Origin of the sequence: Mesorhizobium muleiense (assembly GCF_900099905.1) — a bacterium.
GTDB lineage: Bacteria > Pseudomonadota > Alphaproteobacteria > Rhizobiales > Rhizobiaceae > Mesorhizobium > Mesorhizobium muleiense.
Genome location: NZ_FNEE01000011.1, coordinates 24,083 through 45,813, shown reverse-complemented (window position 1 = coordinate 45,813; position 21,731 = coordinate 24,083). Strand labels below are relative to the sequence as shown.

17 protein-coding genes and 2 pseudogenes are annotated in these 21,731 nt (G+C 57.7%); 12 read left to right on the top strand and 7 right to left on the bottom strand.

Features of this window, described 5'->3' with window-relative positions; genetic code table 11:
* Positions 1–340 precede the first annotated feature (340 nt).
* The 3 genes from ubiM to BLT09_RS19395 all read left to right on the top strand — a co-directional run bounded on the left by ubiM (position 341) and on the right by BLT09_RS19395 (position 5,261).
* Positions 341–1,519 (top strand): 5-demethoxyubiquinol-8 5-hydroxylase UbiM, encoded by a 1,179-nt coding sequence (gene ubiM, locus BLT09_RS19405; protein WP_244529104.1) that lies wholly within the window; start codon positions 341–343, stop codon positions 1,517–1,519.
* 256 nt (positions 1,520–1,775) lie between these two features.
* Positions 1,776–3,596: a putative bifunctional diguanylate cyclase/phosphodiesterase gene (locus BLT09_RS19400; protein ID WP_236387765.1), complete on the top strand. Its 1,821-nt coding sequence runs from the start codon at positions 1,776–1,778 to the stop codon at positions 3,594–3,596.
* Between the two features lie 411 nt (positions 3,597–4,007).
* A complete protein-coding gene (locus BLT09_RS19395) occupies positions 4,008–5,261 on the top strand; it encodes a tyrosine-type recombinase/integrase (RefSeq protein ID WP_091595769.1) in 1,254 nt (417 codons plus the stop codon).
* Here the strand turns inward: BLT09_RS19395 and BLT09_RS19390 are convergent.
* Positions 5,242–5,601 carry a helix-turn-helix transcriptional regulator gene (locus BLT09_RS19390; RefSeq protein ID WP_425284473.1) on the bottom strand — a complete coding sequence of 120 codons (360 nt, stop codon included), beginning with the start codon at positions 5,599–5,601 and terminating at the stop codon, positions 5,242–5,244. The genes BLT09_RS19395 and BLT09_RS19390 overlap by 20 nt on opposite strands.
* A 151-nt stretch (positions 5,602–5,752) precedes the next feature.
* On the opposite strand from BLT09_RS19390, the gene BLT09_RS34325 reads away from it, so the two are divergent.
* The 9 genes and pseudogenes from BLT09_RS34325 (at position 5,753) to BLT09_RS19345 (ending at position 14,071) form a co-directional block, all read left to right on the top strand.
* Entirely contained in the window at positions 5,753–5,890 is a 138-nt protein-coding gene (locus BLT09_RS34325) for a hypothetical protein (protein ID WP_164746654.1), read from the top strand.
* A gap of 1,245 nt (positions 5,891–7,135) precedes the next feature.
* A pseudogene (locus tag BLT09_RS19380) lies at positions 7,136–7,330 on the top strand (transposase); the annotation flags it as partial.
* Positions 7,331–8,213: 883 nt separating this feature from the next.
* Positions 8,214–8,774: a hypothetical protein gene (locus BLT09_RS19375; RefSeq protein ID WP_091595768.1), complete on the top strand. Its 561-nt coding sequence runs from the start codon at positions 8,214–8,216 to the stop codon at positions 8,772–8,774.
* A 457-nt stretch (positions 8,775–9,231) separates the two neighbouring features.
* On the top strand, positions 9,232–10,260 hold the full coding sequence (locus tag BLT09_RS19370) for a protein-L-isoaspartate O-methyltransferase family protein (RefSeq protein WP_091595766.1): 1,029 nt from the start codon (positions 9,232–9,234) through the stop codon (positions 10,258–10,260).
* A gap of 2 nt (positions 10,261–10,262) precedes the next feature.
* Positions 10,263–11,195 (top strand): cupin-like domain-containing protein, encoded by a 933-nt coding sequence (locus BLT09_RS19365; RefSeq protein ID WP_091595764.1) that lies wholly within the window; start codon positions 10,263–10,265, stop codon positions 11,193–11,195.
* Positions 11,188–11,415 (top strand): hypothetical protein, encoded by a 228-nt coding sequence (locus BLT09_RS19360; protein ID WP_091595762.1) that lies wholly within the window; start codon positions 11,188–11,190, stop codon positions 11,413–11,415. The genes BLT09_RS19365 and BLT09_RS19360 overlap by 8 nt, the downstream gene beginning before the upstream one ends.
* 2 nt (positions 11,416–11,417) lie before the next feature.
* The gene (locus tag BLT09_RS19355) at positions 11,418–12,179 is read left to right on the top strand and encodes a hypothetical protein (RefSeq protein WP_091595760.1); all 762 of its coding nucleotides are present in this window, start codon (positions 11,418–11,420) and stop codon (positions 12,177–12,179) included.
* Between the two features lie 237 nt (positions 12,180–12,416).
* Positions 12,417–12,559, top strand: a pseudogene (locus tag BLT09_RS33765) (IS5/IS1182 family transposase); the annotation flags it as partial.
* A 411-nt stretch (positions 12,560–12,970) separates the two neighbouring features.
* A complete protein-coding gene (locus BLT09_RS19345) occupies positions 12,971–14,071 on the top strand; it encodes a DUF4238 domain-containing protein (RefSeq protein ID WP_091595756.1) in 1,101 nt (366 codons plus the stop codon).
* A gap of 563 nt (positions 14,072–14,634) precedes the next feature.
* Here the strand turns inward: BLT09_RS19345 and BLT09_RS35495 are convergent.
* From BLT09_RS35495 to BLT09_RS19305, 6 genes are all read right to left on the bottom strand, one after another.
* Positions 14,635–14,766 (bottom strand): hypothetical protein, encoded by a 132-nt coding sequence (locus tag BLT09_RS35495; RefSeq protein ID WP_268929511.1) that lies wholly within the window; start codon positions 14,764–14,766, stop codon positions 14,635–14,637.
* Between the two features lie 297 nt (positions 14,767–15,063).
* Entirely contained in the window at positions 15,064–15,600 is a 537-nt protein-coding gene (locus BLT09_RS33755; RefSeq protein ID WP_126043593.1) for a hypothetical protein, read from the bottom strand.
* A gap of 1,648 nt (positions 15,601–17,248) precedes the next feature.
* On the bottom strand, positions 17,249–18,331 hold the full coding sequence (locus tag BLT09_RS19320; protein WP_091595748.1) for an ABC transporter ATP-binding protein: 1,083 nt from the start codon (positions 18,329–18,331) through the stop codon (positions 17,249–17,251).
* An 8-nt stretch (positions 18,332–18,339) separates the two neighbouring features.
* Positions 18,340–19,392 carry a carbohydrate ABC transporter permease gene (locus BLT09_RS19315; RefSeq protein ID WP_091595746.1) on the bottom strand — a complete coding sequence of 351 codons (1,053 nt, stop codon included), beginning with the start codon at positions 19,390–19,392 and terminating at the stop codon, positions 18,340–18,342.
* A complete protein-coding gene (locus BLT09_RS19310; RefSeq protein ID WP_091595744.1) occupies positions 19,389–20,414 on the bottom strand; it encodes a carbohydrate ABC transporter permease in 1,026 nt (341 codons plus the stop codon). The genes BLT09_RS19315 and BLT09_RS19310 overlap by 4 nt, the downstream gene beginning before the upstream one ends.
* 15 nt (positions 20,415–20,429) lie before the next feature.
* The gene (locus tag BLT09_RS19305; RefSeq protein WP_091595742.1) at positions 20,430–21,692 is read right to left on the bottom strand and encodes an ABC transporter substrate-binding protein; all 1,263 of its coding nucleotides are present in this window, start codon (positions 21,690–21,692) and stop codon (positions 20,430–20,432) included.
* Positions 21,693–21,731 lie beyond the last annotated feature (39 nt).

The following is a 21,731-nucleotide window of genomic DNA, read 5'->3' as shown; positions in this document are numbered from 1 at the left end:
TGCTAAAGACTGTCAACATCCGCGCGGAGCTCCACATTGCTTTGGACCGAAAGCATTTTCGTGAGGCTGTAGTCCAAGCGAACAAGGCGAAGTGCGACGTGCTTCACATCGCTGGGCACGGCAATGGAGACGGGATCGCTTCGTCCAGTGGGCGAGGTAGCCTTCTTTGGGCTGACTTCGTAGAAATGTTCCAAGGCTCGGATCCAGCGCCGAAGATCCTCGTGATGTCAATGTGCTGCGGAGCATCATACGCGTTGGCGGCGGGCACGGAGCTCAGCGGATGTCAGTCGGCTCAGTTCCACCGTTACACGAGGATAGCCGACGGGATGGCGGCACGCTGATGGGCTCTGACGACAATTTTGACATCGTTGTCGTTGGAGCCGGGCCGGTCGGCCTTTCGTTCGCTGCGTCGCTTGCCCAAAGCGAACTCAAGGTGGCAGTTGTTGAACAGAACACATTCGATAGTCTGGCGAATCCGGCTTTCGATGGTCGCGAAATCGCGCTGACCAACGCTTCGATCAGAACCCTTCGCGAGCTCGGCGCCTGGGATGTCATCCCGGCTTCGGACAAATCAGCAATTCAAGGCGCGCGCGTGCTCAACGGCTCGAGCGCATTCGCTCTTCGTTTCGATCCTCCCAGCAACTCTGGAGAACCGCTGGGGGTTTTGGTTCCAAATTGCCGGATCCGCGAGGCGCTGTTCAAAATCGTCCGCTTGCAGGATCGCGCCCGGCTGTTGTGCGGCCACTCGGTCGTCGATGCAACAAACAGCCAAGAAGGAGCAGTCGTAACGCTCTCTAATGGCGCGCGTTTAACTGCTCGGCTTGTTGTTGCCGCGGATTCGCGTTTGTCCGCCACGCGTGATCTGCTGGGCATCGGCGCCGATATCAACCGGCTTGGCCACTCGATGCTGATTTGCCGAGTGAGGCACGAGCGCGCCCACCACCAGATCGCCATCGAATGGTTCGATCACCATCAGACGATAGCGATATTGCCCCTCGCGGAGGGCGTGTCGTCGCTGCTGCTCACATTGCGCTCAAACGAGGCCTATAGACTGCTTGCCTTCGATGACGATTTGTTCCTGTCGGAGTTGACGAAACTGTGTCGAGGGCGCCTTGGAAAAATGACCTTGGCAAGCAAGCGCCATACCTATCCGCTGGTCACGACCTGGGCGCACAAATTCCGGGCCCCGAGCGCCGCACTCATCGGCGACGCTGCCATCGGCATGCACCCGGTGACCGCTCACGGATTCAACATCGGTCTCAGCAGCCAGAAGCAACTCGCCCGTGGAATCATGACTGCGTGCCGCGACGGCCGCAATGTTGGCGACCCCGACATGCTGCACATATACGAAAGGCGGCTGCGCCTGTCGGCGGCGCCGCTCTACCATGCAACGAACATACTGGTTGGACTCTACTCCAGAGACCACCTGGCGGCACGGCTTGCAAGGCATCTGGGGCTTCGCTTTGCCCAACATGTTCCCCTTGTCCGGCATGGGATTTCGGCGGAGCTCCAGCGGTGATACTGCACCAGCAGTTGCATTTTGCGCGATGTGCTGGGCGAGCGATGGGAGAGAGTGCATCATGCGCCGGAGTAATCCTGCTCCCGACGCTGATCTCCGATTGAAGAATTAACCCGTCCTTCAGGGGGGCTGCATAGGCTGCGGACAAGCAGGAGTAAGCAAGCTGACCCGTCCAGCCCTGGAAAAAGAAGATCCGCTGGAGGCGAGAATCCTTCAGGACCAGCTCGCTGATCTGAGGGCAGGCCTTTTCGTCTCAATGCCGATAAGCATTGTGCTGTCCGGGCTGATTTTGACCGTGCAGGCCCTTTCCGGGAACGGTCTTGCTGGCGCGGCCTGGTTTTCGGTCGTTAATGCGATAAATGCCGCCCGCCTTGCACTCGCCCGTCATCAGCTGAAGGAACCCGGAGTCCAGGATGATCTGACACGGGTTTGGCTGCGGCTTCGCTGGTTTGGCAGGCTTGCTCTTCTGGCGGGATTCACCTGGTCATTCCTTGCCGTCCTAACGGCTGGGTACACGACGTCTCAAGCATCGCTGCATCTAATAATTCTGGCGGGCATTTCAGCTGGCGCGGTCACGTACGGCAGCTCATATGCTGCGGCAGCGATATACTTCATCACACCGCCACTCCTCATTGCCGCCGCATGCTTGCTGACGAAGGGAACCCTGGAAAACTACATTCTGGCTTTTGCCGTCCTGCTTTTCGAGGGCGGCCTGGCTCGAGCCTCGTTCGTTGGACAAGCGCGCTTCCGTGACGCGAGCCGCCTGAGACATCAAGCCGAGCGGCTTGCCGCGGAAATGGAGCGCAATTCCAGGGAGGACCATCTTACCGCGCTCCTCAACAGGCGCGGCCTCGAACATGCAATCGATCAGTTTGAGAACACTGATGGGCCCTTTGTGGCCATGCTGATTGATCTGGATGGGTTCAAATCTGTCAACGATACCTACGGTCACAGAACGGGTGACGAGCTGCTTGCCAGGATCGCCCGCCGAATAGAGGAAGAAGCACCGGAGGGCTCAACGCTCGCCCGCATCGGTGGCGATGAATTCGTGCTGGTTTTTTCCTCGCTTAGAAATTCGCCTTCTCCCAGCAATCTCGCATCCAATCTCATATCCAAGCTTGCTCGCCCCTATCCTGGCGTCGCCTCCGTCCGGATCGGGGCATCCATAGGAATATACTCGGCTAAAAACCCGGGGCTGACGGAAATGTTGTTGCGGGCGGACATCGCCCTTTACACAGCTAAGCGCCGTGGCAGGAACGAATTTTGCCTGTTCGATGCCGAGCTCGACCGGGAACTGCAACGCCGCCAGTCAATCGAACGCGATCTTCATTCGGCGATAAAGACGAGAAGCTTGGGCCCTTGGTTCCAGCCAATCGTAAGACTCGACACCGAAGCTGTGATCGGTTTTGAAGGGTTGCTAAGGTGGTCCCATCCGATTCACGGTTCCATCTCTCCGCCCGAAATCATGACAGCGGCACGCGAAACCGGAATGCTCCAGCTGCTAACTCAAGCTGTATTTTCCGAATGTTGCGCTTTTATCGACGCCTTGGTGAAAGCTGACTGTCGTGATGTTCGTGTGACGATGAACGTTTCACCGCGCGAATTGGAGGCCGGCGATATCGACGAAATGGTTCTGAATGGTCTGGCGGCAAAGGACCTCCCTGCAACGATGTTCGAAATTGAGATAACAGAAGAATCGCCCGTGGACCCGGACAGGGTCGATGAAAAGCTCGGACGGCTTTCACATGCCGGCATTTCCATCGCGCTCGATGTCTTCGGCACCGGCTTTTCCACGTTGGCATCGCTCAAGGACAGTCGGATAAGGAAGGTGAAAATAGACCAGGGCTTCATTCGCGGTTTAGCCAAATCGCGGGAGGATCGGCTGCTTGTCAAAACCGTGATCGATCTTGGTCGGACGCTCGGGATCGAGGTCATGGCCGAGGGCGTCGAGACAGAGGCGGATCGGCAAACTCTGCACAAGCTTGGCTGCAAAACCGCTCAGGGCTTCCTGTTCTCCAAGGCGGTGCCACTCAGCCAAGCGCTTGGTTTGGCAGTTAAAGAGCGCCAGGAGTTGTGACCGGCATCCGCCATTCGCTCACGCGCGCCACCTCGCCGGGTTCAGCGGTATCCTGCAAGTGGATGGCTACTCGGCCTATACCAACCTGGAATAAAGGTGCATCATTAGCTAGCTTTCGGTAAGTATCGATCAGAGTTGTATAAGCCTCTGAAATAAGTGTGTTTTCCTTACTGCATCTATCGCCATCTATCGCCTGGAAGCGGAATCATTTGGCGGTAAATTTGACGGCATGCGTTTCAGCGTTCTCTTTCCTGCCATGCAATACCGTCGTCCCGCCGATTGCAAGCGCACTCACTTCTTGCCCATCAAAGCATTGAAATACAATGATCGTTCCTAACAGTTGACGGTAAAATTAATGACGGTAAAATTGGCGGCCGAGAAACCCAAGTTGTGATCCGATCCTCTGTCATTATGTTAACAGATATTGCCCTTAAGCGGCTGAAACCGAAAGACAAAATGTACAAAGTTGCCGACCGTGACGGTATGTACGCTGCGGTGTCTCCGACTGGGCAGATTGCGTTTCGGTACGACTACCGGACCAATGGTCGGAGAGAGACTGTGACGCTGGGCCGATATGGGAACGGAGGTCTCACGCTGGCAGAGGCACGCGACCGCTGCCTTGCCGCGCGAAAAATGGTGGCAGCCGGAAAGTCGCCGGCGCAAGAAAAGCAGCGCGAGAAGCGTCGCCTGTCAGGCACGGCGAGCTTCGGGGATCAAGGCAAGCGCTGGTTAAAGGAAGCGAAGATGGCGGATAGCACCCGCTCGATGCGCAAGGCTATTTTCGATCGCGACATTTTGCCGATTTGGGAAAAAAGACTCCTAACCGAAATAACACCTGACGACTTGCGGGCGCTCTGCGCAAAGGTGAGGGATCGTGGTGCGCCGGCAACCGCCGTCCATATCCGCGATGTCGTGAAGCAGATCTATAGCTACGCCATTCTGCACGGCGAGAAGATCGCCAACCCTGCGGACGAGGTGGGACCAGCCTCAATTGCCACGTTCGAGGCGAAAGACCGCGCTCTGTCGCCTGCAGAAATCCGGATAATGCTGAAAGAGTTGGAAAACGTGCCGACGCTGCCGACGATTCGGGTCGGCCTAAAGTTCATCCTGCTCACGATGGTCCGAAAGAGTGAACTACTCGAGGCGACTTGGGACGAGGTCGATTTCGAGAACGCCGTCTGGAGCATCCCAAAAGAGCGAATGAAGCGGAAGAAGCCGCATAACGTCTACCTGTCACAGCAATCCCTCGATATCATGATCGCGCTCAAGACTTGTGCGGCGAACTCCCGATATGTGCTGCCGTCCCGCTACGATGCCGATGAGCCCATGTCGCGCGCGACGTTCAATCGGGTAACCGCGGCGATTGTCGAGCGGGCAAAGCAGCAAGACTTTCCGCTCGCGCCTTTCACAGTGCACGACCTTCGGCGCACCGGCTCAACACTCCTGAACGAGATCGGATTTAATCGCGACTGGATTGAGAAATGCCTTGCCCACGACGACAGGCGGTCCTCTCGAGGTGTCTACAACAGAGCTGAATATGAGCCGCAGCGTCGTCATATGCTGCAGGAATGGGCGGACATGGTCGATGCGTGGGCGGCAGGCAAAAAGCACACGCCCAGACTCCAGCCGCCTGCAGAGGCAGCGGTTATCCTTGATCCGATTTGACGGGTCTTGCCTTTCGTAGTCTTACGTCAGGCGCAGGCTTGGTCTTGATTTTTCCGACAGATGACGCATTCCGCCGCTCCTCGATCCACGCTTCGACTTCTGCCAAGTCCCAAACAACACAGCGGGCGGTGAGATTGAAGCGTCGTGGGAACTCGCCACGCTGTTCCATCTCATAGACGGTCGTATCAGACAGGGGAACGATTTCTCGCAGCTGCGACCGGCGAACAGTTCGCACTACTCGACGCGACGCGATGTGTGGTAGAACCAGAAGTGGATCCGGCTGCCCAATTTCGATGCCCTTGAATTTATCGACCTCGGAAGACTGCTGCCGTTTGACCATTTGCGTGACCGGGATGGATTGCCTTACTGGCCAACAATCGCGCAACTTTTCGAGGTTTCGTACAGCCCTCAATTGCGACCACGTATCCTCGCCTACTGACGTGAAGACTCAAGGGCATTTCACTGCGGATTATGTCAGGACCGCACCACCAATGGGATCCATCGAGCAGGCGCTGCATAAGGTCCGACAGGCGATCCTTGCTGCAGGCTTCTCGATGCTCGAATATCTCAAGCTGCGCGCTGACAATGACCTTGCGCCAATTGACGCGTTAATCGGCCGGCGCGGCTAGATCGCGGCGGAGGCGAAGCGCCGCGAGATCACGCTCACAGCCGAGGACGCGAAGCGCCGCCGGCTTCGCAGTTACGCCGTCGCCGATCTCACCAATCATGAGAGATTGCCGACATGGACAGCGAGACTTGGTCTTTGGTTAAACGGCAGCAGGCTCGGCGGTCGCAACGGCTACCTTGTCAAATACTGTGATGAGAAACGTTGCATCGCCAACATCTTCATCGAAGATGTGCTCGCATATTTCGAATTCCTGCGTGCCTTAGCGTGGCTGATCACGGAGGACGGCAGAACAGCCGATGCCGACCGACAAAAGGTGAAAGGCAATGAAGGCGAGCATAGTTCCTGCTCCGCTTGGTTGTTTGCGGAACCGGACCGAGTGTTGGAAAATGAAAGTTGGGGACAGTGCTCTCCGGCAGTTGATTGCAGACGCATCACAATGCGTATTACTCCGACTCAACCGCGCGGGGAAAACCAATGGCGAAGAAACCCAATGAGACTACGAGCAAGAAAGTTGCTTCGACGGCATCCAAGTTGCTTCGTTCTAACAGCTCCTCAAAGGCAGTCAAATCGGTCGCGGGATCCGCTCTTACGCAAAGGGTGAAAAAAAAGAAATAGCGCCGGTTTGACAGACATGAAGCAGTTTTGGCCTCATTCAGAAGAGCGCCAAGGAGTTTGGTTTCCGGCGAACTGGTTGTGTCCGAAAAGGTGGACTGCACGTTGGCGTCGACGCCATCCACAAACTGGAGAGCGCAGAGATTGGCGTTTTGGTTTGCCTTGATCCACCAACGGCACCGATGCTGAGAGAGGCTGCATCCGAGGGTGAGGTCGGCCCGCGCTCAAAGCAAGTTCCTAAAGTCCAGATTTAGAAGACGCCCGTCGAACGCCTGGGGGATGATAGATCTTCCGGAAGTAGGAAGACAGCCGGCTGTTTCGCCACAAAAGCTTGGCCGCAAGCGGGTTGAGGGTCAAACGGAAATGATGTTTCCAATGTCTTCAAACAGCAGAATGTCGAAGGGCCAAAACGCAAGGGAAATGGGCCCATCCGGACGGTCGACATCGAAGTGACCCGCGGACCATAGCCGAAAACAAAATAGCCTTTAAGGGCCCGCTCGACTGAATCCAGGAGCGGGCTTTTCTAATTCAGGGCGGGGTTCGAACCCACGAGACCGATGAAGGTCCACCTCCTTATCAGGGATGCGCAATCGACCGCTCTGCCACCTATCCACAACGTTGGTTCGATTGATCGATCTTCAAGCCCCGAGACATTCTCGGTGCGAATACGGCGGACTTTTGCCGCAAGCACGGCATTTCGGCAGCGACCTTCTATAAGTTCAAGGCGAAGTTTGGCGGGATGGAATTGTCCGACGCCCGTCCCCTGACGGCGCTGGAGGACGAGAACGCGCGGCTCAAGAAGCTGCCGGCGGAGCGGATGCTCGACAATGGATCTTGAAGGATGCTGCCGCAAAAATGTATGGTCCGCCCCGTCCGGGCAAGGTGTCGCGAGATCGCGAATGACCTATGGAAGGGCCGATACCCTCGAAGAGCGGCTTGGGTTGAAGCCGCTGGTTGGCCAGCGCATTGCGCCGATCATCATCTTCGCCGCCAGCATCGAACATCACCTGGAGCGGCGTTGTGGAAGCTCAAGGGCGTCAATCCAAAGGGCATTCGACCCGAGACCGACGCGAAGATGATCTCTGATTTGATCGGGATGCTTGAAACATTCGCGTCAACCGCTGCCAGCGGGAGACGAGCGCACCCTTCTTCAGACATGGTCCAATGCGGCCAGTCTTGCATTTGCGATCAGGAATGACATCGCTCATGGCGTGCCACCAACTTGGGCGAGAACGCGCAAGAGACCGTCCAGCGACTATTGGGCCGACGATCACTCTCTCGATCTCGTTCGTCACGCCTTCGCGGTTCTACTGCGCGTCACTGTTGGCGTTTCGACAGAGAAGATGCCGTTGATCGAGCTTGCGAACCCATCTTTGCTACGTGCCCTCCGCCGCGAATTATTCTGAGCGAGATGGCCTGCAAAGACTATAATCCGACCTTCAGAAATACTAAATCGGCAGCGATGGCTTCCTATTTCCCCGCGAGCGCTACACTGGTCACTTCAAGAATGGCGGCACCGTACCGCGGGCGCGCAGGCCAGGATGTCCAGTTCGACGTCACGGAAGGCCAATCGAAGACACGATCGAGGCATTCAACAATCTTGGATTTAACGATCGCACGATGACGATCAATCGTACGGCTACTCGGGCTATATCGCTCGAACTTGGACCGATTGCCCTTGGCCGCTTCCAGGTCGCATTGGTTTCGAGGTTGTGCCGGCATTCAACGAAGCTTTCTACGGCGCGCTCCACGTCGATCATATCGATCACAGCTGGAATGAGAATGACGGCCTCGCTTTTCGCATTCAAAATACACTTGGCCTTGCCGGCTTAGTGGTCGGCGGCAAAGTAGAGTTCTGCAAGATAAGCGGCACCATTCCAATCGGCGGCGCGCTGGTTACCTTGGGCGCGAAGTCGGCGACGGGGTCGACATCGCTTGATACGCCCAATGGCGACAGCACAACCTACCATGTGCGGCTCACGCAGCCGATCTACATGCTCGCCCATGTCGTCACGCCGGTGTTTTCAGGTACGGTCCCCCTGTGGTTCAAGTTGGAACTGACCAAGGGCAAGATCCCTACAACGCTGGGACAGAAGGGGTCGATCCAGATCACACCGACAGGACAGCGCCGTGACTACGTCCTTGTCGTTAGGCTCGATCAGGCCGCCTTTCTCCCGCAAGGGCTGACCGCGTCGGGCAAAGTCGACGTTAATTGGCAGGCACCGACCACGCTGCCGCCGACCGCGGCCGGCATCACGATGCCGCACCAGTAGCGAATTTCTCGCTGTAGCCGGGTTTGAGCGCAGCAAGCGATCTATTCGTCGCACTGCAATCGGCCTATGGCGAACTGAGTGCGAGGCCCTTTTGGAGGGCTTTTCCGTGTTGGCCGAAACGGTAGCTTTGGGTCAGGTCACGACTATGCCTAGCGGGGTGCCTCAACGTTCGTTTCCGACTATTTGTGCCTTAAAACTGCCAACCTGCAACGGCCCAACGCCGCCTGGCAGCTTTTGCGCCTCGTGTCGGCCATAGAGGCGAACTTTACCTCTGCCCGGAAGCAGACATTTCGGTTGACAACGCGCGCCGTCGCGGTCGCGCCATGAACAGGCATGGAATGTGGGTTCAACTGAAATGGATAGCTGGAGACTAGTATTGGCAAAAGTGCTTGCATCGCGGTGCGAACTGACGCTCTCTATTAGCTTAAGGTAAGATCAATTAGCTAAACCTAGTGCCATGGGCGATACTGACATCAACGCCGCTTTCGCGGGGGTGGACATAGCGCGATTTGCCCCGAGGGGGCATGAGCGTTTTGATGGTCCTATTCGAACGTTCTCAGACGCAGATGGGACAACTCTCTCAGCAATATCGGATCGAACGTTTCTTAGGTGGATAATCAGAGAACTCGGCGATCTGAGGGGGAAGCGCATATACGAAATTGGAACAGGAACTGGTTATCTGGTGTCAGTACTCTCCTTGCTAGCCGGCAGGGAAGGAGACGTCCCACTGATATTTGGTTGCGAGATTATTCCCGACCTCTTCGATCAATCACAGCGCGCCCTCATCGGCACTTCTGGTGTGCGCGTGCAATTAGGTGATTGGGTCGATCGACTACCCGAGCTGGGTCTCTTCGACGTCATAATAGCCACTTCTGCGTTTCGTGGCATCCCGCGACTGCTTCGCGAGGCGTTGCGGGTGCCGGGAGGCATGCTCGCTATGCCTGTAGCGATTCCGGGTGGCGGGGACTGCTTTACGATCTTCCTAGCAACCGAGAAAGGACTACTCACGGTCGGCGCTAGGATGTCCGTGTCCGTCCCTACAACCGGTTCCATTGCAGATGAGGACACATGGTACATCCCGCTTGAAAAGCTTATTGATCCGCGACCGAAGTCCTTCTTGCATATTGAAAAGGGCCGAGGCTTTGGTCACCCTGTTTTGGATTCTTTGGCATTCCGGAGCTACCTTTTTGGCGCTGAACCGAATTTCCGCGCTGTGAACCTAGGCGTCGAGCGTACATTCGACCTCACACACTACTCTTTCGGTCTCATCGATAGCGAGCGCCGCTCGGGCGCGCTTTATCACGGCCGCGACATAGTCGTGTTCGGTGATCTGGGCCTCGAATTTGCCGGCACCTTGGCAGCCCATCGGGAACGATGGCAAGCAAATGGGCAGTCGGATCTTAGCCGAGTGCACTATCATATCCCTTGGACCGCGTTCGATGCTGACCAGTTGCCAAGCGGATATGTTGCTGCCCTTGGAGGCTGAGGATGTTGCAGACGGCTCCTCCAGACTTGTCATACGTTTGTCCCGATGTGAGATTTCGGGAAATAGGTTGCATCCCCATCATCGGAATGAAGTGCGCAGCAGAGCTGATGGAAACTCCCTGGGTGTCGCGAGACGTTTCCGCTCTGGATGAACTTGCTGCCCTCCTCACACCCCAGCGTATCGCGGCACGGCATGGGACGCGCTTGGTCACGCTCGAGCATAAGGAACGATGGCGGAACCTCCGGGCGCAACAGAGATTGGGCGATTATCTCGCTGGTCTCGACACAACTGAATTTTATCTCAGGCAGAGTGACGCGTCCTTCGTCGACATCGCGCATCGATTGCCTGTTTCACCTCGATCACGCGAGCCGGCATACTTCGACAACATATGGATCGGTCCGCCAGGAACGGTGCAAACCTTTCATCAAGATAACCACAACGACCACGTCACGAACCATAATTACTTCATTCAGTTGTTTGGGTGGAAATATGTTGCAGTCTGCCACCCACGGGATACCTTCGCGCTCACGGACGGCGCCACAGTGCGAGGGCACCATTGCGATGCCTCGCCGACGGACCCCAATGTCTGGCAACGCGTGCCGTCGTTACGTCATGCAATCGTCGGTCCATGCGACCTCCTGCATATCCCTCCCAGTTACTGGCATTACGTCCAATCCCTCTCAGTTAGCATTTCGGTGTCGCGTTGGTGGTTCGATAACCACTTGGCAGAGATCATTTACAGCGTTGGGCAAGAGCGTTGGGAGCGTCCTGCAATCGTTGTGGCGGATACTAGGACATTCTTGGCTGACCTTGAAGAGTTTGGCGGCGCTTCTGCTTTGAAGCGTGTCCTTTTGCAATTGTCTCCCATCGCAAGATTTGCAATTATAACGGCGTTCAGTGAATTCTATGGCAAAGGAGTTTTCGACTATGTCTGAAGCACCGCTTTCCTTCGAACTGAGTGAAGATCAAGCTAAGGCCCTCAGGTCCCTCGCTGGAGGTAAAGGCATACGCATTTCCGGTTATGTCGATGGGACAACCCTGAAGGTCGACAACATTGCCATCAACGCAGGGATAATCGGTATCAGCAGTTCACCCTTCAAGGACGGCATGGCCCCTTTTATCGCTTGCAATGGCCCGCTCGAAGTTGAAAAATGACAATGGACTACGTCGCGCGTTTTGTTGAAACTGCCCTTGACGAACAAGGCGACATAGCAACGCGCGACTACCTTCGGCTGTTTGGCGACGCTGTTGCACGTCACGTGCCGCCATACTTCCTCGCCGACTACGGCAACAGTTTTAGGTCGCATATTGAGAACCCGGTATGGGTGCTGCAGTCGCTTGTCTCGAATGCGATCAAAGAGGGCGAGGGTTCCCGCGACTTAGCGAAGATTGCCAACGCTTGCACAAGTGCCGGGCTTGTTGACGATCTGAGCCAGCATGTCGAGGATGAGGCAGGTCATTGCCGAATGTACCTTCGTCTCGCCGATCTGGTATTTCCAGACGCATTGCCAGATAATGTGCGCGGGGCCGTTGAGACCCAGTTTCCCCCCATGCAGCACAGCCAGGTCGAGGCCGCTAGCCTCGAAACCTGGAGGGTGCTCGACTATTTGATTCAGGTGAACCTCGGTGAGGTGAGGACCCGCATTCACCAGAAGTTGTTGGAGCCCGTGCTCGAGGCATATTGCCCGCACCGTAACCTAGACATGCTGGGTCGAACGCTATGCAAGTTAAGTGGCGACGAGTGTAGCCACATCCGCTACACTGCAAGACGCATCGGAGAACTGTCCAAAGAATTTGCCTCGACTCGGGTTGAAGAACTCTTTTGGCAGAGATTGCTACAGTTCACCGCATACACAGAGCGCGAATTGGGTAGCCAGAGGGCTGGAGGGTTTGCGACGTCCCTAGTTAGGGATCGGTGATTGCTCCGTGGGGATCGTGTTGGCAGGCACGCTCTTATTCAGGTCGCCTTCGCCGTTGACCCGCGCCGTTAGATCTGTCGACCTCCTGGATGAAAATTCGCTTGCGAACCGCGGGGAGTCAACCGGACAGTTCTCAGGACGGCTGTTGGCGCCAAGCGGTCCGCGCTATGCTGGACGTGTTAGTCCGTTTCTAGACCGGCCAACCCGAAAACAAATAGTCCGCTTGCGGCCCAGAAGCCGACGCATCTGGCCGCCGACAGCGCCTACGGATCGGCAGCGAACCTCGCCTGGTTGGTCAAGGAACGGGAGATCGCGCAGCATATCCCCGTGTTCGATAAAACCGCACGGATGGCACTTTCTCGCGCGCCGACTTCATGTTCAGCGGAACTACTGGTTCGCCCTGAGCGAGGATCGACCGCTATTCTTTTTCGCCGGCCTTCGGACGCCTTGGCATGGTATCGGAAGGTTACTCGGGTCTAGCCGGCGCGGCCGTCTTGTCCCGTTCCTGCCCGCTCCTTCGCTGCGCTCCCGTGTTGGGGACAAGCCAGCCCTGCACGCCGTCTCCTTTGGAGCCGTCCTCCCGGGACAGCGCGTCGGCCGCATCCAAGTCTGACGCTTCGTGAAACGAACGCCACCCTGCGACGGCGTTCGTCACGTCTCTTCGATTGAGTGCCAGGAAGGGCGGGCCTGAGACGTACATTCCCGCTGGAAGCTCTGTGTGATAGCAACGGCTTGGCGCGGGTGTTTGAGCGCCCCCACGGCAGTGCCGGAATGGCGGATCGCTCAATTGCATGGCGGAGAACAAGAACCAGCACTTTGTTCCCCGGGTACATCTATCGCCCTTCAGCGTGTGTGCCGAAGGCAAAGCCATTCACCTGTTTAACCTTGATCGCAACCAATCATTCTTCGATGCCCCGGTGAAGAATCAGTGTTCCAGGGATTACTTCTACGGGCAGGACCCAAGGCTCGAAACCGCAATCCAGACCGTCGAGGGACACTATGGCGACTGCGTTTCGTCGTTGCTCAAGCCACGTGCGGTCATCAAGGATCTTCATGCCACAATCCTCAGGCGTTTCGCCTACCTGCAGCATGTCCGCACAGAAGCCGCCGCGCGTCGATCCGCGGAGTTTGCTTTCGCTGCCACGTCAGTCAAAGGTGCGGACTTCGAACAACCGTCTTTCAAGGAGGCCGTCAAAAGTGCGGTGATCTCGGCGATGCATCACTACGCCAAAACGATGAGCGTCGTAGACGATCTAAAGGTGCGGGTTGTTCGCAACCTTACCTCGGTGCCGTTTCTCACATCAGATGACCCTGCTGCTCTCGCCAACCGCTGGCATCAACAGCACAGGCATGCGCAGCACAGATCTTTTGGAATCTCCAGCGCAGGTGCGCTTCTCTTCCTGCCGCTTTCGCCAACGCTGTTGGCTGTTCTCCTGGATGGCGACGTCTATCAAGCCGAGCACGTCGGTGGCTGGATCGATGTGTCAAATACGGCGGACATTCTTGCGTGCAACCACCAGCAGGTACTGAACTGCGCGGCAAATCTGTACTTTGGCGAGCGTAGCTCTGGGGATGATGTGCAAGCTATAGCGATCTCAGTTGCGCATCTGCGACCCCCGAGTCGGTTTGACGTGGTTATGGCGGTAGCCGACGGCAGAACCGAAACTCATACTCACTACGCAGTCGTAGATGCCCCCGACGCTCGGGAGCATGACGACGTGCTTATCCACGTGAGAACTGTCAGGCCGGTTCCGCCAACGTGGCCCTCGTTCCTGAAGTTTCGAAACAATCGTTTCGTCTTCACCAACGATACGGGCGCAGGCTTCCGCCGTCGGAGGACTGCGACGTCAAGTCTTTGGGGTAGTCCGCCTTGGCGGAAGGTTCGAGGCTAAGGAGACCAATGCTATTCTGGCGCTTCGCCATCATTCTCACCTGGCGGCGTTTTCGGGTTGTTCGGTTTCATCGAAGACCAAGAAGAGGGTGTCGTCATCCTCGTTCATGGCCCTTTCCGCCAATCCTTTTGCCAATCGCAAAGGCAACGCGTTGGCCGATGGCGGGATGCTGGTCCCCGAGTGGGTCATAGAACGGAGGTACGGCGTCGGCTTTGACTTTACAGCTTAGCGTGTGAAGCACGAAGAGCAGCCGCTATCGTTTGCGGGAGTGGCGTCCCATGCGAACTGGGACAGATTGGTTAGGTTAGTCTCCTACGGGCTAAGCCCACCCGACGTCGTCCTTTCTGGAAAGTCTCAAAAACAGATCGAACCAGAATCGATATTCGGCATCTTCACGATTGCCAGACACTTCCAAGGGACACTAGGCGACCGACGTGGTAGCGTCCTTGCCGTGCCTTCGATCTCGGCTTCCATCGCCTCGTCGTCGGATAGGAGTGCCCAATCTTTAACAATGTCATACTGGCTTCGCACATCGATGCCCTCCGTCTTGCCGAGAAGCAGCCTTAGGTACCCCGACGCCTCCCGACCTTCAACACAATGACAATGGCCATCACCAGCCCCGACGCGGCCAAGACGCCGTAAAACCCTTCGGCCGTTATTGCAAAGCCCCAGAAGTCGATTGTGATCTTGTCCATTGGTTCGGTTGCCTTCACCAGATTCCAGGTTCAAACGACAGACTGAACCGTCTGCGCTCGTGTTGCGTTTTACGGCGCAAGCATGAGGCACCCTTGCAGGCGTCAATTGCAAAAGCGCCATCTTAGAAAATTATACCTACAAAATGCGTCGTTTCAGTCCCGGCTGGGGCCGAAATCTGTCCTTCGCGAACCGGTCGCGCGCTGCCTTGGCGTCAATTGCCGTTATTGGGCAGTTTTTGTAGCCTCAACCCCATTTTTTCAGCTCGGCAAGGAAGCGATCCTGCTCCTCCAAGGCTTTCAGCATCGTTCCATGACAGTGGAATCCGTCATGCGCCGCAATTCTCGCTGAATGGACGATTCGTGAAGACCCAGCGCCGTCCTCAGCGCCAGTGAGTCTAAAACACCATGTACCTCTTTCCTGAGGGGCGTATCGAGGTATCCAGCCGCGGCCTTTTGGAGAGCAGATGCTTCCGAAAAATTGTACATACTCGCCGTCTCTTTGGCTTTCCGCATAAGGTACTCGCTAGCCGAGTCGGAGATCGATGACGTCGTGCGCGAGGGCGCTCTCGCCGTCCTTGCAGCTCTCGTTGCCGCCGCTTCGTTCATGAATTTCTGTCTGTTCAGCTTCCAGCGCCCCTGCCATCGACGGATCAAGGTAACGTCTGTCTCCCTCCGCGAGCTGGACATATCATTGAGGACCCGCCTCATGGCTGAAGTCGCCTTCATGGAAGGATTATCCAGCAAGATACTTGCGACCTTGGCAAGGGCCTGATCGTTGTTCTTGACGCCGCTGCCAATTGGGCGGCCGACGCGGCGCTTCTGAATCTCTTCCATTGCTTTGCCTCCAGTTGGTGTCGGTCTGCCCCGTGCGCTCTTTGATATTGTAGCAACGGATGGATTCTCAAGCGATTTAAATAGCTCCGATCAGTTTAAAAGCGCGGAAAATTCCCGCTCGTGAATCCAAAAGCGCGGAAAATTCAGCGACACGTAATTTTCCGCGCTTTTACGGCTTACGGAGAGGCTGAGCGCGAAAAATTCCAGCCGGTGCGGCGTTTGGCAATCGGCGTTTTCATCCGAAAACGGCCCCGCATTATTCCTCTAAAGCTTAGAACTGCCGGCCATAGCGCGGGCGAGCGGCACTGCTGAGGTAAGCAACTCAGCTCCCACCTTGCAGGACCTGGATGACGGACTGCCCGCAGGTGCTGCCCCATCTGCTTTGGACCGCATCTGCGAAATTCTCACGTATCCTGCCTGTGCGCATGTAAGCATAGGGTAGCGCCTGGGCTCGATTGGCCACCACACTAAGAACCACCGTCGGCATGGCGACCGCAGGCTGATGTCCCAAACGCCACTCCAAAAGGATCATCCTCTCATGGATCCCAATGCCATCATTGCGTCCCTGCCAGTCGCCGGGGCTGATCGATCTGTGCTCATCGAAGTCGCTAATGCCGCGTTCGAGCCCGTCATTGAGCGGATTGAACCGAATATTAGGAACGACCCGAAGCCTTTGGGATGCTGATAACTACATCGACAATAGCCTTCTCGGCGTCTCTCCCACAAGTCCGTGGGAAACGGCTCAGGAATTCTTTGCGGCTCTCGCACGCAAGGAAACCTTGTTCACCCATACTTGGCAGCTGGTCGGCAGAGAAGCTCCCCTTGCTGAAGCCTTGGAAGCACACAAGAATCCGGACGTTGGCGTGACGCTGGTAACGGGGTCTGGCGGCGGCGGCAAATCTCGAGCTCCAAGCCATTCTGGACCAAATCGCCGCCGATCAGTCTGCGACTAGGATCAGGCTTGTCTCACCGACAATGGAGATCACCAAGGTGTCTCTAGAAGAGCTTGGTTCCGGTGACCTGCTCCTCGTCGTCGATGATGCTCATGACAGCGACAAGTCTCCAGCCATTGTTCAATTACGCCGCGGCCAACGTGGGTCGTGTAAAATTGCTCATTGTCTTCCGACGATATGGAGTTGAGCATATCCGGGCCCAGGCAAGCAGCTATTCCTTTTCTGGAGACCGTCTGAGCGTCATCGACGTACCGCCTCTTTCCAAGGAGGAGTCGGAGTCGCTTGCCCGCCAGGTGCTTGAACACCTAGGTGGACCTATGGAGCTTGCGGCCAGCATTGCTCATCTCACCCAAGATTGCTCGCTCGCCACAGTGGTCGGGGGCTCAGACCTGCATGAAGCCCCATCTTGTGCAGCGTCCTTTGCTTAGGCGCGGAACCATACGGAGCGATACGGGAAGATTTCTGATTTTGGCCCACGAGAAAGCCAATGAAATCAACGGTCCCGGCACATCCTCCGGGCCTACCAAAATCTTTTAATATCAATGACTTATGTCAAACTTCGCGCTGAAGTGGGCCAATCGAGCTTCGCTTTCCCCGCAGCATTCAGTTTGATTTTCTCGCACGAGCACGATCCAGGGTCATGTCGGGACGCCCATTCATTCTCCGACGCCATCCCAGACGGGGCTAACCAACTTCTAACTCACAGCGATGCGCAGGCCGGTGTCGTCGAAAAGATGCAGATGGCTGGTATCGAATTTTAGATCCACCGTGTCGCCTGAAGCCACCTGGCATTGGCCGGCGACGACCGCCAGCATGGTCTGGCCGCCGCTTGTCCTGGTGTGGACGATTGTCTCGGAGCCGAGGGCTTCGACCAGCGCGACGCGGGCCGCAACGTCTCCCTTTCCGGCATCGGCGAGGCTGATGTGATGTGGCCGCAGCCCGAGCGTCACGTCGCCATTGGCCGCGCTGACGTTCCCGTCGATCTCGAATCCGGCTGAACCGTCCAACGTGAGGCTTGACTGGCCAGCGCCCCCGGGTGCCACCTTTACCGGCAGGAAGTTCATACGCGGTGCACCGATGAAACCGGCGACGAACAGATTGGCCGGATGGTTGTAGAGCTCGAGCGGCGTGCCAATCTGCTCGATGCGGCCGGCGCGCAGCACGACGATGCGGTCGGCAAGCGTCATCGCCTCGATCTGGTCGTGCGTGACATAGACCATCGTCGCCGACAGCCGCTCGTGCAGCGCGGCCAGTTCGGCGCGGGTCGAGATGCGCAGCTCGGCGTCGAGATTGGACAGCGGCTCGTCAAGCAGGAAAGCGGTTGGATTGCGCACGATGGCGCGGCCGATCGCGACGCGCTGGCGCTGGCCGCCGGAGAGCTGGCCGGGGCGCCGGTCGAGATATGGCGCGATTTCAAGCATCCGCGCGGCTTCGGCGATGCGCGCATCGATTTCGGCGCGAGCCATACGGGCGTTCTCCAGTCCGAAGGCCAGGTTCTGGCGCACGCTCATGTGCGGGTACAGCGCGTAGGATTGGAACACCATCGCCAATCCCCTGTCTGCGGCCGGAACGGTGGTCACGTCCTTGCCGTCGATCGCGATGACGCCGCCTGTCGGCCGGTCAAGCCCGGCGATGAGCCGTAGCAGCGTGGACTTGCCGCAGCCGGAGGGGCCGACGAAGACGATCAGCTCGCCGTCAAGGATGTCGAGATTTATGTCGTGCAGGACGCCGACCTTGCCGAAAGCCCTCGATACGCCGGTAAGTGTGATCTGGCTCATGATAGCCTCTATTTCAGACCGGAGCCGGCAATGCCGGTGGTGATGAAGCGCTGAAGGAAAATGAACACCAGCACGACCGGGATCATGGTGACGACGGTCATGGCCAGGATGTAATGCCATTGCACATTGAGTTGGCCGGCATAGGTGTTGAGACCGACCTGCAGCGTATAGACCTCCTTGCGCGACAGGACGATCAGTGGCCAGAGGAAGTCGTTCCAGCGCCAGACGACGGAAAAGATCGCCAGCACCGCCAGCGCCGGGGCGGTCAGCGGCAGGATGATGCGCCAGTAGATCTGCCATTCCGACGCCTTGTCCATGCGCGCTGCATCGATCAGCTCGTCGGGGATCGTCAGCATGTACTGGCGCAGCATGAAGACGCCGGTGGGCGTCGCCACTGTGGGCAGGATCACGCCCCATAGCGAATTGAACAGTCCCATTGCCGAGATCACCGAATAGAGCGGCACCAGGATGACGGAGAGCGGCACCATCAGCGTCGCGACGATAAGCATCATCACAGCGGAGCGTCCCCGAAAATTGTACTTCGACAGTGCGAATGCAGCCATCGAATTGGTCAGGAGCGTAATCAGGGTGGCGACCACGGTGACGAAGACCGAGTTGCGCAGATAAAGGAAGAAGTCAAAGGCGAGGAAAGGCTGGACATAATTGTCGAGCGCGAAGGCAATGCTGCGCTTGGGCGTACGGTTCTTGATGTTGACGCGTATGATCTCGCCCGGGTTGGCGGGATCGACCATCTGCGCGACGGTGCCGAGGCGGCGCACTTCGGCGAGCACGCGCACGCTGCCGTCGTCATTGCGCACTTCGAAGAGCTGCAGCGGCTCCTCATACCCTTCCACGACAGCTTCGGCGGTGACATAGGGCAAAACAGTCGGCGGGAACTCGGCCAGCGCCGCAGGCGTCTTGAACGACGAGTTGACCAGCCACAGCGCCGGGCCGAACATGACAATCAGCCCGCCGATCAGCCAGAACCAGGTGAAAACGTCGGTCCAGTGCCAGCCGGCGCCGCCGCGCCGGCGGAACAGAAATTCCGCAACCCTGCTCATCGCATTTTGCCCCGCTGCTCGTTGCGCCTTGCGATGCCCAGCTGGATCAAGGTCAGCACGACCAGCACCGCTCCCATGAGGATCGAGGCCGCGGAGGCGAGCCCCGGATTGCGCAGCATCGAGGCGAAGCCGACCTCGTAGATGTACTGCGTGAGGAACAGCGTGCTGGTCCCGGGACCGCCTCCGGTCAGCACATAGATCTCATCGAATATCTGCACGGCGCGGATGAGTGTCAGCACCAGCACGACCAGCAGGTTGGGCGCCAGCAAGGGCAGCGTTATGCGCCAGAAGACGCGCATGGGCCGCGTGCCGTCCATCTCGGCGGCCTCATAGAGGTCTTTCGGAATGGCCTGAAGGCCGGCGAGAAGGATCAGCGCATAGAAGCCGACATGGGCCCAGACCGACACCATAATCGCGGCGGTGAAGGCCCAGTTGCGCTCCACCAGCCAGTTGACCGGGGTTCCGCCGGCCTCGAACACCATCAGGTTGAGCAGTCCCTGCCGCTGCAGGATCCAGCGCCAGATGAGACCGACCACGACCGGCGACAAAAGCACAGGGAAGAAGAACACGGCGCGCCAGAAACTGCGCGCACGCAACTCACGGTTGAGCACGAGTGCGGTGACAAGCGCCACGGCGACCATCATCGCCACTTGCAGCACGACGAAGGCCAGGGTGTTCCAAACCGCGATCCAGAACAGGTCCTCGGTGCAGCTCTTCGGGTCGAGATAGCTGCCGCAACTGAACAGCCGCCCATACTGATCGGCGCCGACGAAGGTGCGCTCGCCGAGGAACAGCGCCCCGCCACCGGTCATCGAATAGAGGATGTTGATGACCAGCGGAAACAGCACGAAAATGCCGAACACCAGCATGTTCGGCGCCAGGAAGAACACGGCCATGCCATTGCTGCCCGTGCGCCGCTGCAACATGCGCAGTGGCGCATCGAAAACTTTCGCAAGCCAGCCGACCGGCGCCAGGATCATGGCGCCGGCGCGGGTTGCTATGCCGTTTCGGACGTCTCCCATGACACTGCCGCGACGCTACTTCGATGCCTCGGCCACCTGTGCCTTGATGTCCTCGTCGATGCGGACGAAAGCCTCGTCGAGCTTCAGCTCGCCGGCCATGACCTGACTGATGCGGGTCACCAGCGCGCCATAAACCGGAGTTCCCCATTTCCATGCCGGCAGGGCGGCGGCATTCGGCGCGATCTTGCCCGATGCCTTCAGGAAGGCTTCGAGTGACGCCTTGACGTTCTCGTCATCGGTCTTGTAATCGATCTTGCCGGCGAGAACGCCTTTGTGTGCGGGCAGGAACAGGGTGCGCTCGGTGAATTCGCGCATGATGTCCTCGCGGCCCAGGAAGTCCATCACCTTGCCGACTTCAGCGGGGTTCTTGGTGTATTTGACGGCGACCAGCGCGGCGCCGCCCGGCATGCCGGTGCAGGCGGCGGTGCCGCACGGCGAGCCCGTCGCCACCCAGTCGAAGTTCTTGCCGATCTTGCTGGCCAGGTTGGCAACCTGCCAACTGCCCGAATAATAGTAGGCAATCTGCCCATTGATGAAGTCGTCGGCCCCGGCGCGATAGGTGGTGCCCGACGCCGACACCCAGATTTCCTTGTTCATGCGGCCGTCGGCAACCCAATTGACCAGCTTTTCGGCGAAGGCTTTCGTGCCGGCGTCGATCGGCGCCGGCAGTCGATCACCGCCGATGTAGTTGGCGCCATAAGAGACGTTCGCCGCCGAGATACGATGGCCGCTGCGGTCGATGGCAAAGGCTGCGTTGAGCTGCTGGCTCTGCTGCACCTTGCCGGCGGCGTCGACCCATTCGTCCCAGGTTGCGGTGTCGGCCGGGATCGGCACGCCGGCCTGTTCGAAAAGCGTCTTGTTGACGAAGCCGCCGGTCAGCGTGATCTGGGTCATGAAGCCCGGAATGATCTTGGAACCGTCAGGGCGCATCCAGTCGAACTGGTCGCCGAAATTCGTCTGCCAGTATGCTGGATCGGCAACCACAGGCGTCAGGTCGAGCCAATGATCGGCGAGTTCCTTGATGTTGGTGACGCGGGCGATATCGGGACCCCGTCCTGCCTCGAGTTCGACCGGAAGCTGCTCCTGAACAACCTTGTAGGCGACATTGTCGAGAATGACGTTGATGTCCGGATTGTCTTTCATGAAGCGGTTGAGCAGGTCTTGTATGACCTCACCCTCGACACCGTCCGAGTACCACATCACGCGAACGTCGCCTGCGAACGCGGTCGACGACAGAAGGCCCGCCGAAAGGCCCAGGATTATCGAATTCATTCTCATGGTTCACTCCTCCGCTTTTGCGGTCTTCACCGCTTGATT

Bases quoted from the DNA above. Each gene is read 5' to 3' on its own strand.
- BLT09_RS19315 (WP_091595746.1), bottom strand. From the start codon at position 19,392: ATGAGCAGGGTTGCGGAATTTCTGTTCCGCCGGCGCGGCGGCGCCGGC.
- BLT09_RS19305 (WP_091595742.1), bottom strand. From the start codon at position 21,692: ATGAGAATGAATTCGATAATCCTGGGCCTTTCGGCGGGCCTTCTGTCG.
- BLT09_RS19310 (WP_091595744.1), bottom strand. From the start codon at position 20,414: ATGGGAGACGTCCGAAACGGCATAGCAACCCGCGCCGGCGCCATGATC.
- BLT09_RS19365 (WP_091595764.1), top strand. From the start codon at position 10,263: ATGTTGCAGACGGCTCCTCCAGACTTGTCATACGTTTGTCCCGATGTG.
- ubiM (WP_244529104.1), top strand. From the start codon at position 341: ATGGGCTCTGACGACAATTTTGACATCGTTGTCGTTGGAGCCGGGCCG.
- BLT09_RS19370 (WP_091595766.1), top strand. From the start codon at position 9,232: ATGGGCGATACTGACATCAACGCCGCTTTCGCGGGGGTGGACATAGCG.
- BLT09_RS19400 (WP_236387765.1), top strand. From the start codon at position 1,776: ATGCCGATAAGCATTGTGCTGTCCGGGCTGATTTTGACCGTGCAGGCC.
- BLT09_RS33755 (WP_126043593.1), bottom strand. From the start codon at position 15,600: ATGGAAGAGATTCAGAAGCGCCGCGTCGGCCGCCCAATTGGCAGCGGC.
- BLT09_RS19355 (WP_091595760.1), top strand. From the start codon at position 11,418: ATGGACTACGTCGCGCGTTTTGTTGAAACTGCCCTTGACGAACAAGGC.
- BLT09_RS19345 (WP_091595756.1), top strand. From the start codon at position 12,971: ATGGCGGAGAACAAGAACCAGCACTTTGTTCCCCGGGTACATCTATCG.
- BLT09_RS35495 (WP_268929511.1), bottom strand. From the start codon at position 14,766: ATGGACAAGATCACAATCGACTTCTGGGGCTTTGCAATAACGGCCGAA.
- BLT09_RS19360 (WP_091595762.1), top strand. From the start codon at position 11,188: ATGTCTGAAGCACCGCTTTCCTTCGAACTGAGTGAAGATCAAGCTAAG.
- BLT09_RS19390 (WP_425284473.1), bottom strand. From the start codon at position 5,601: ATGGTCAAACGGCAGCAGTCTTCCGAGGTCGATAAATTCAAGGGCATC.
- BLT09_RS34325 (WP_164746654.1), top strand. From the start codon at position 5,753: ATGGGATCCATCGAGCAGGCGCTGCATAAGGTCCGACAGGCGATCCTT.
- BLT09_RS19395 (WP_091595769.1), top strand. From the start codon at position 4,008: ATGTTAACAGATATTGCCCTTAAGCGGCTGAAACCGAAAGACAAAATG.
- BLT09_RS19320 (WP_091595748.1), bottom strand. From the start codon at position 18,331: ATGAGCCAGATCACACTTACCGGCGTATCGAGGGCTTTCGGCAAGGTC.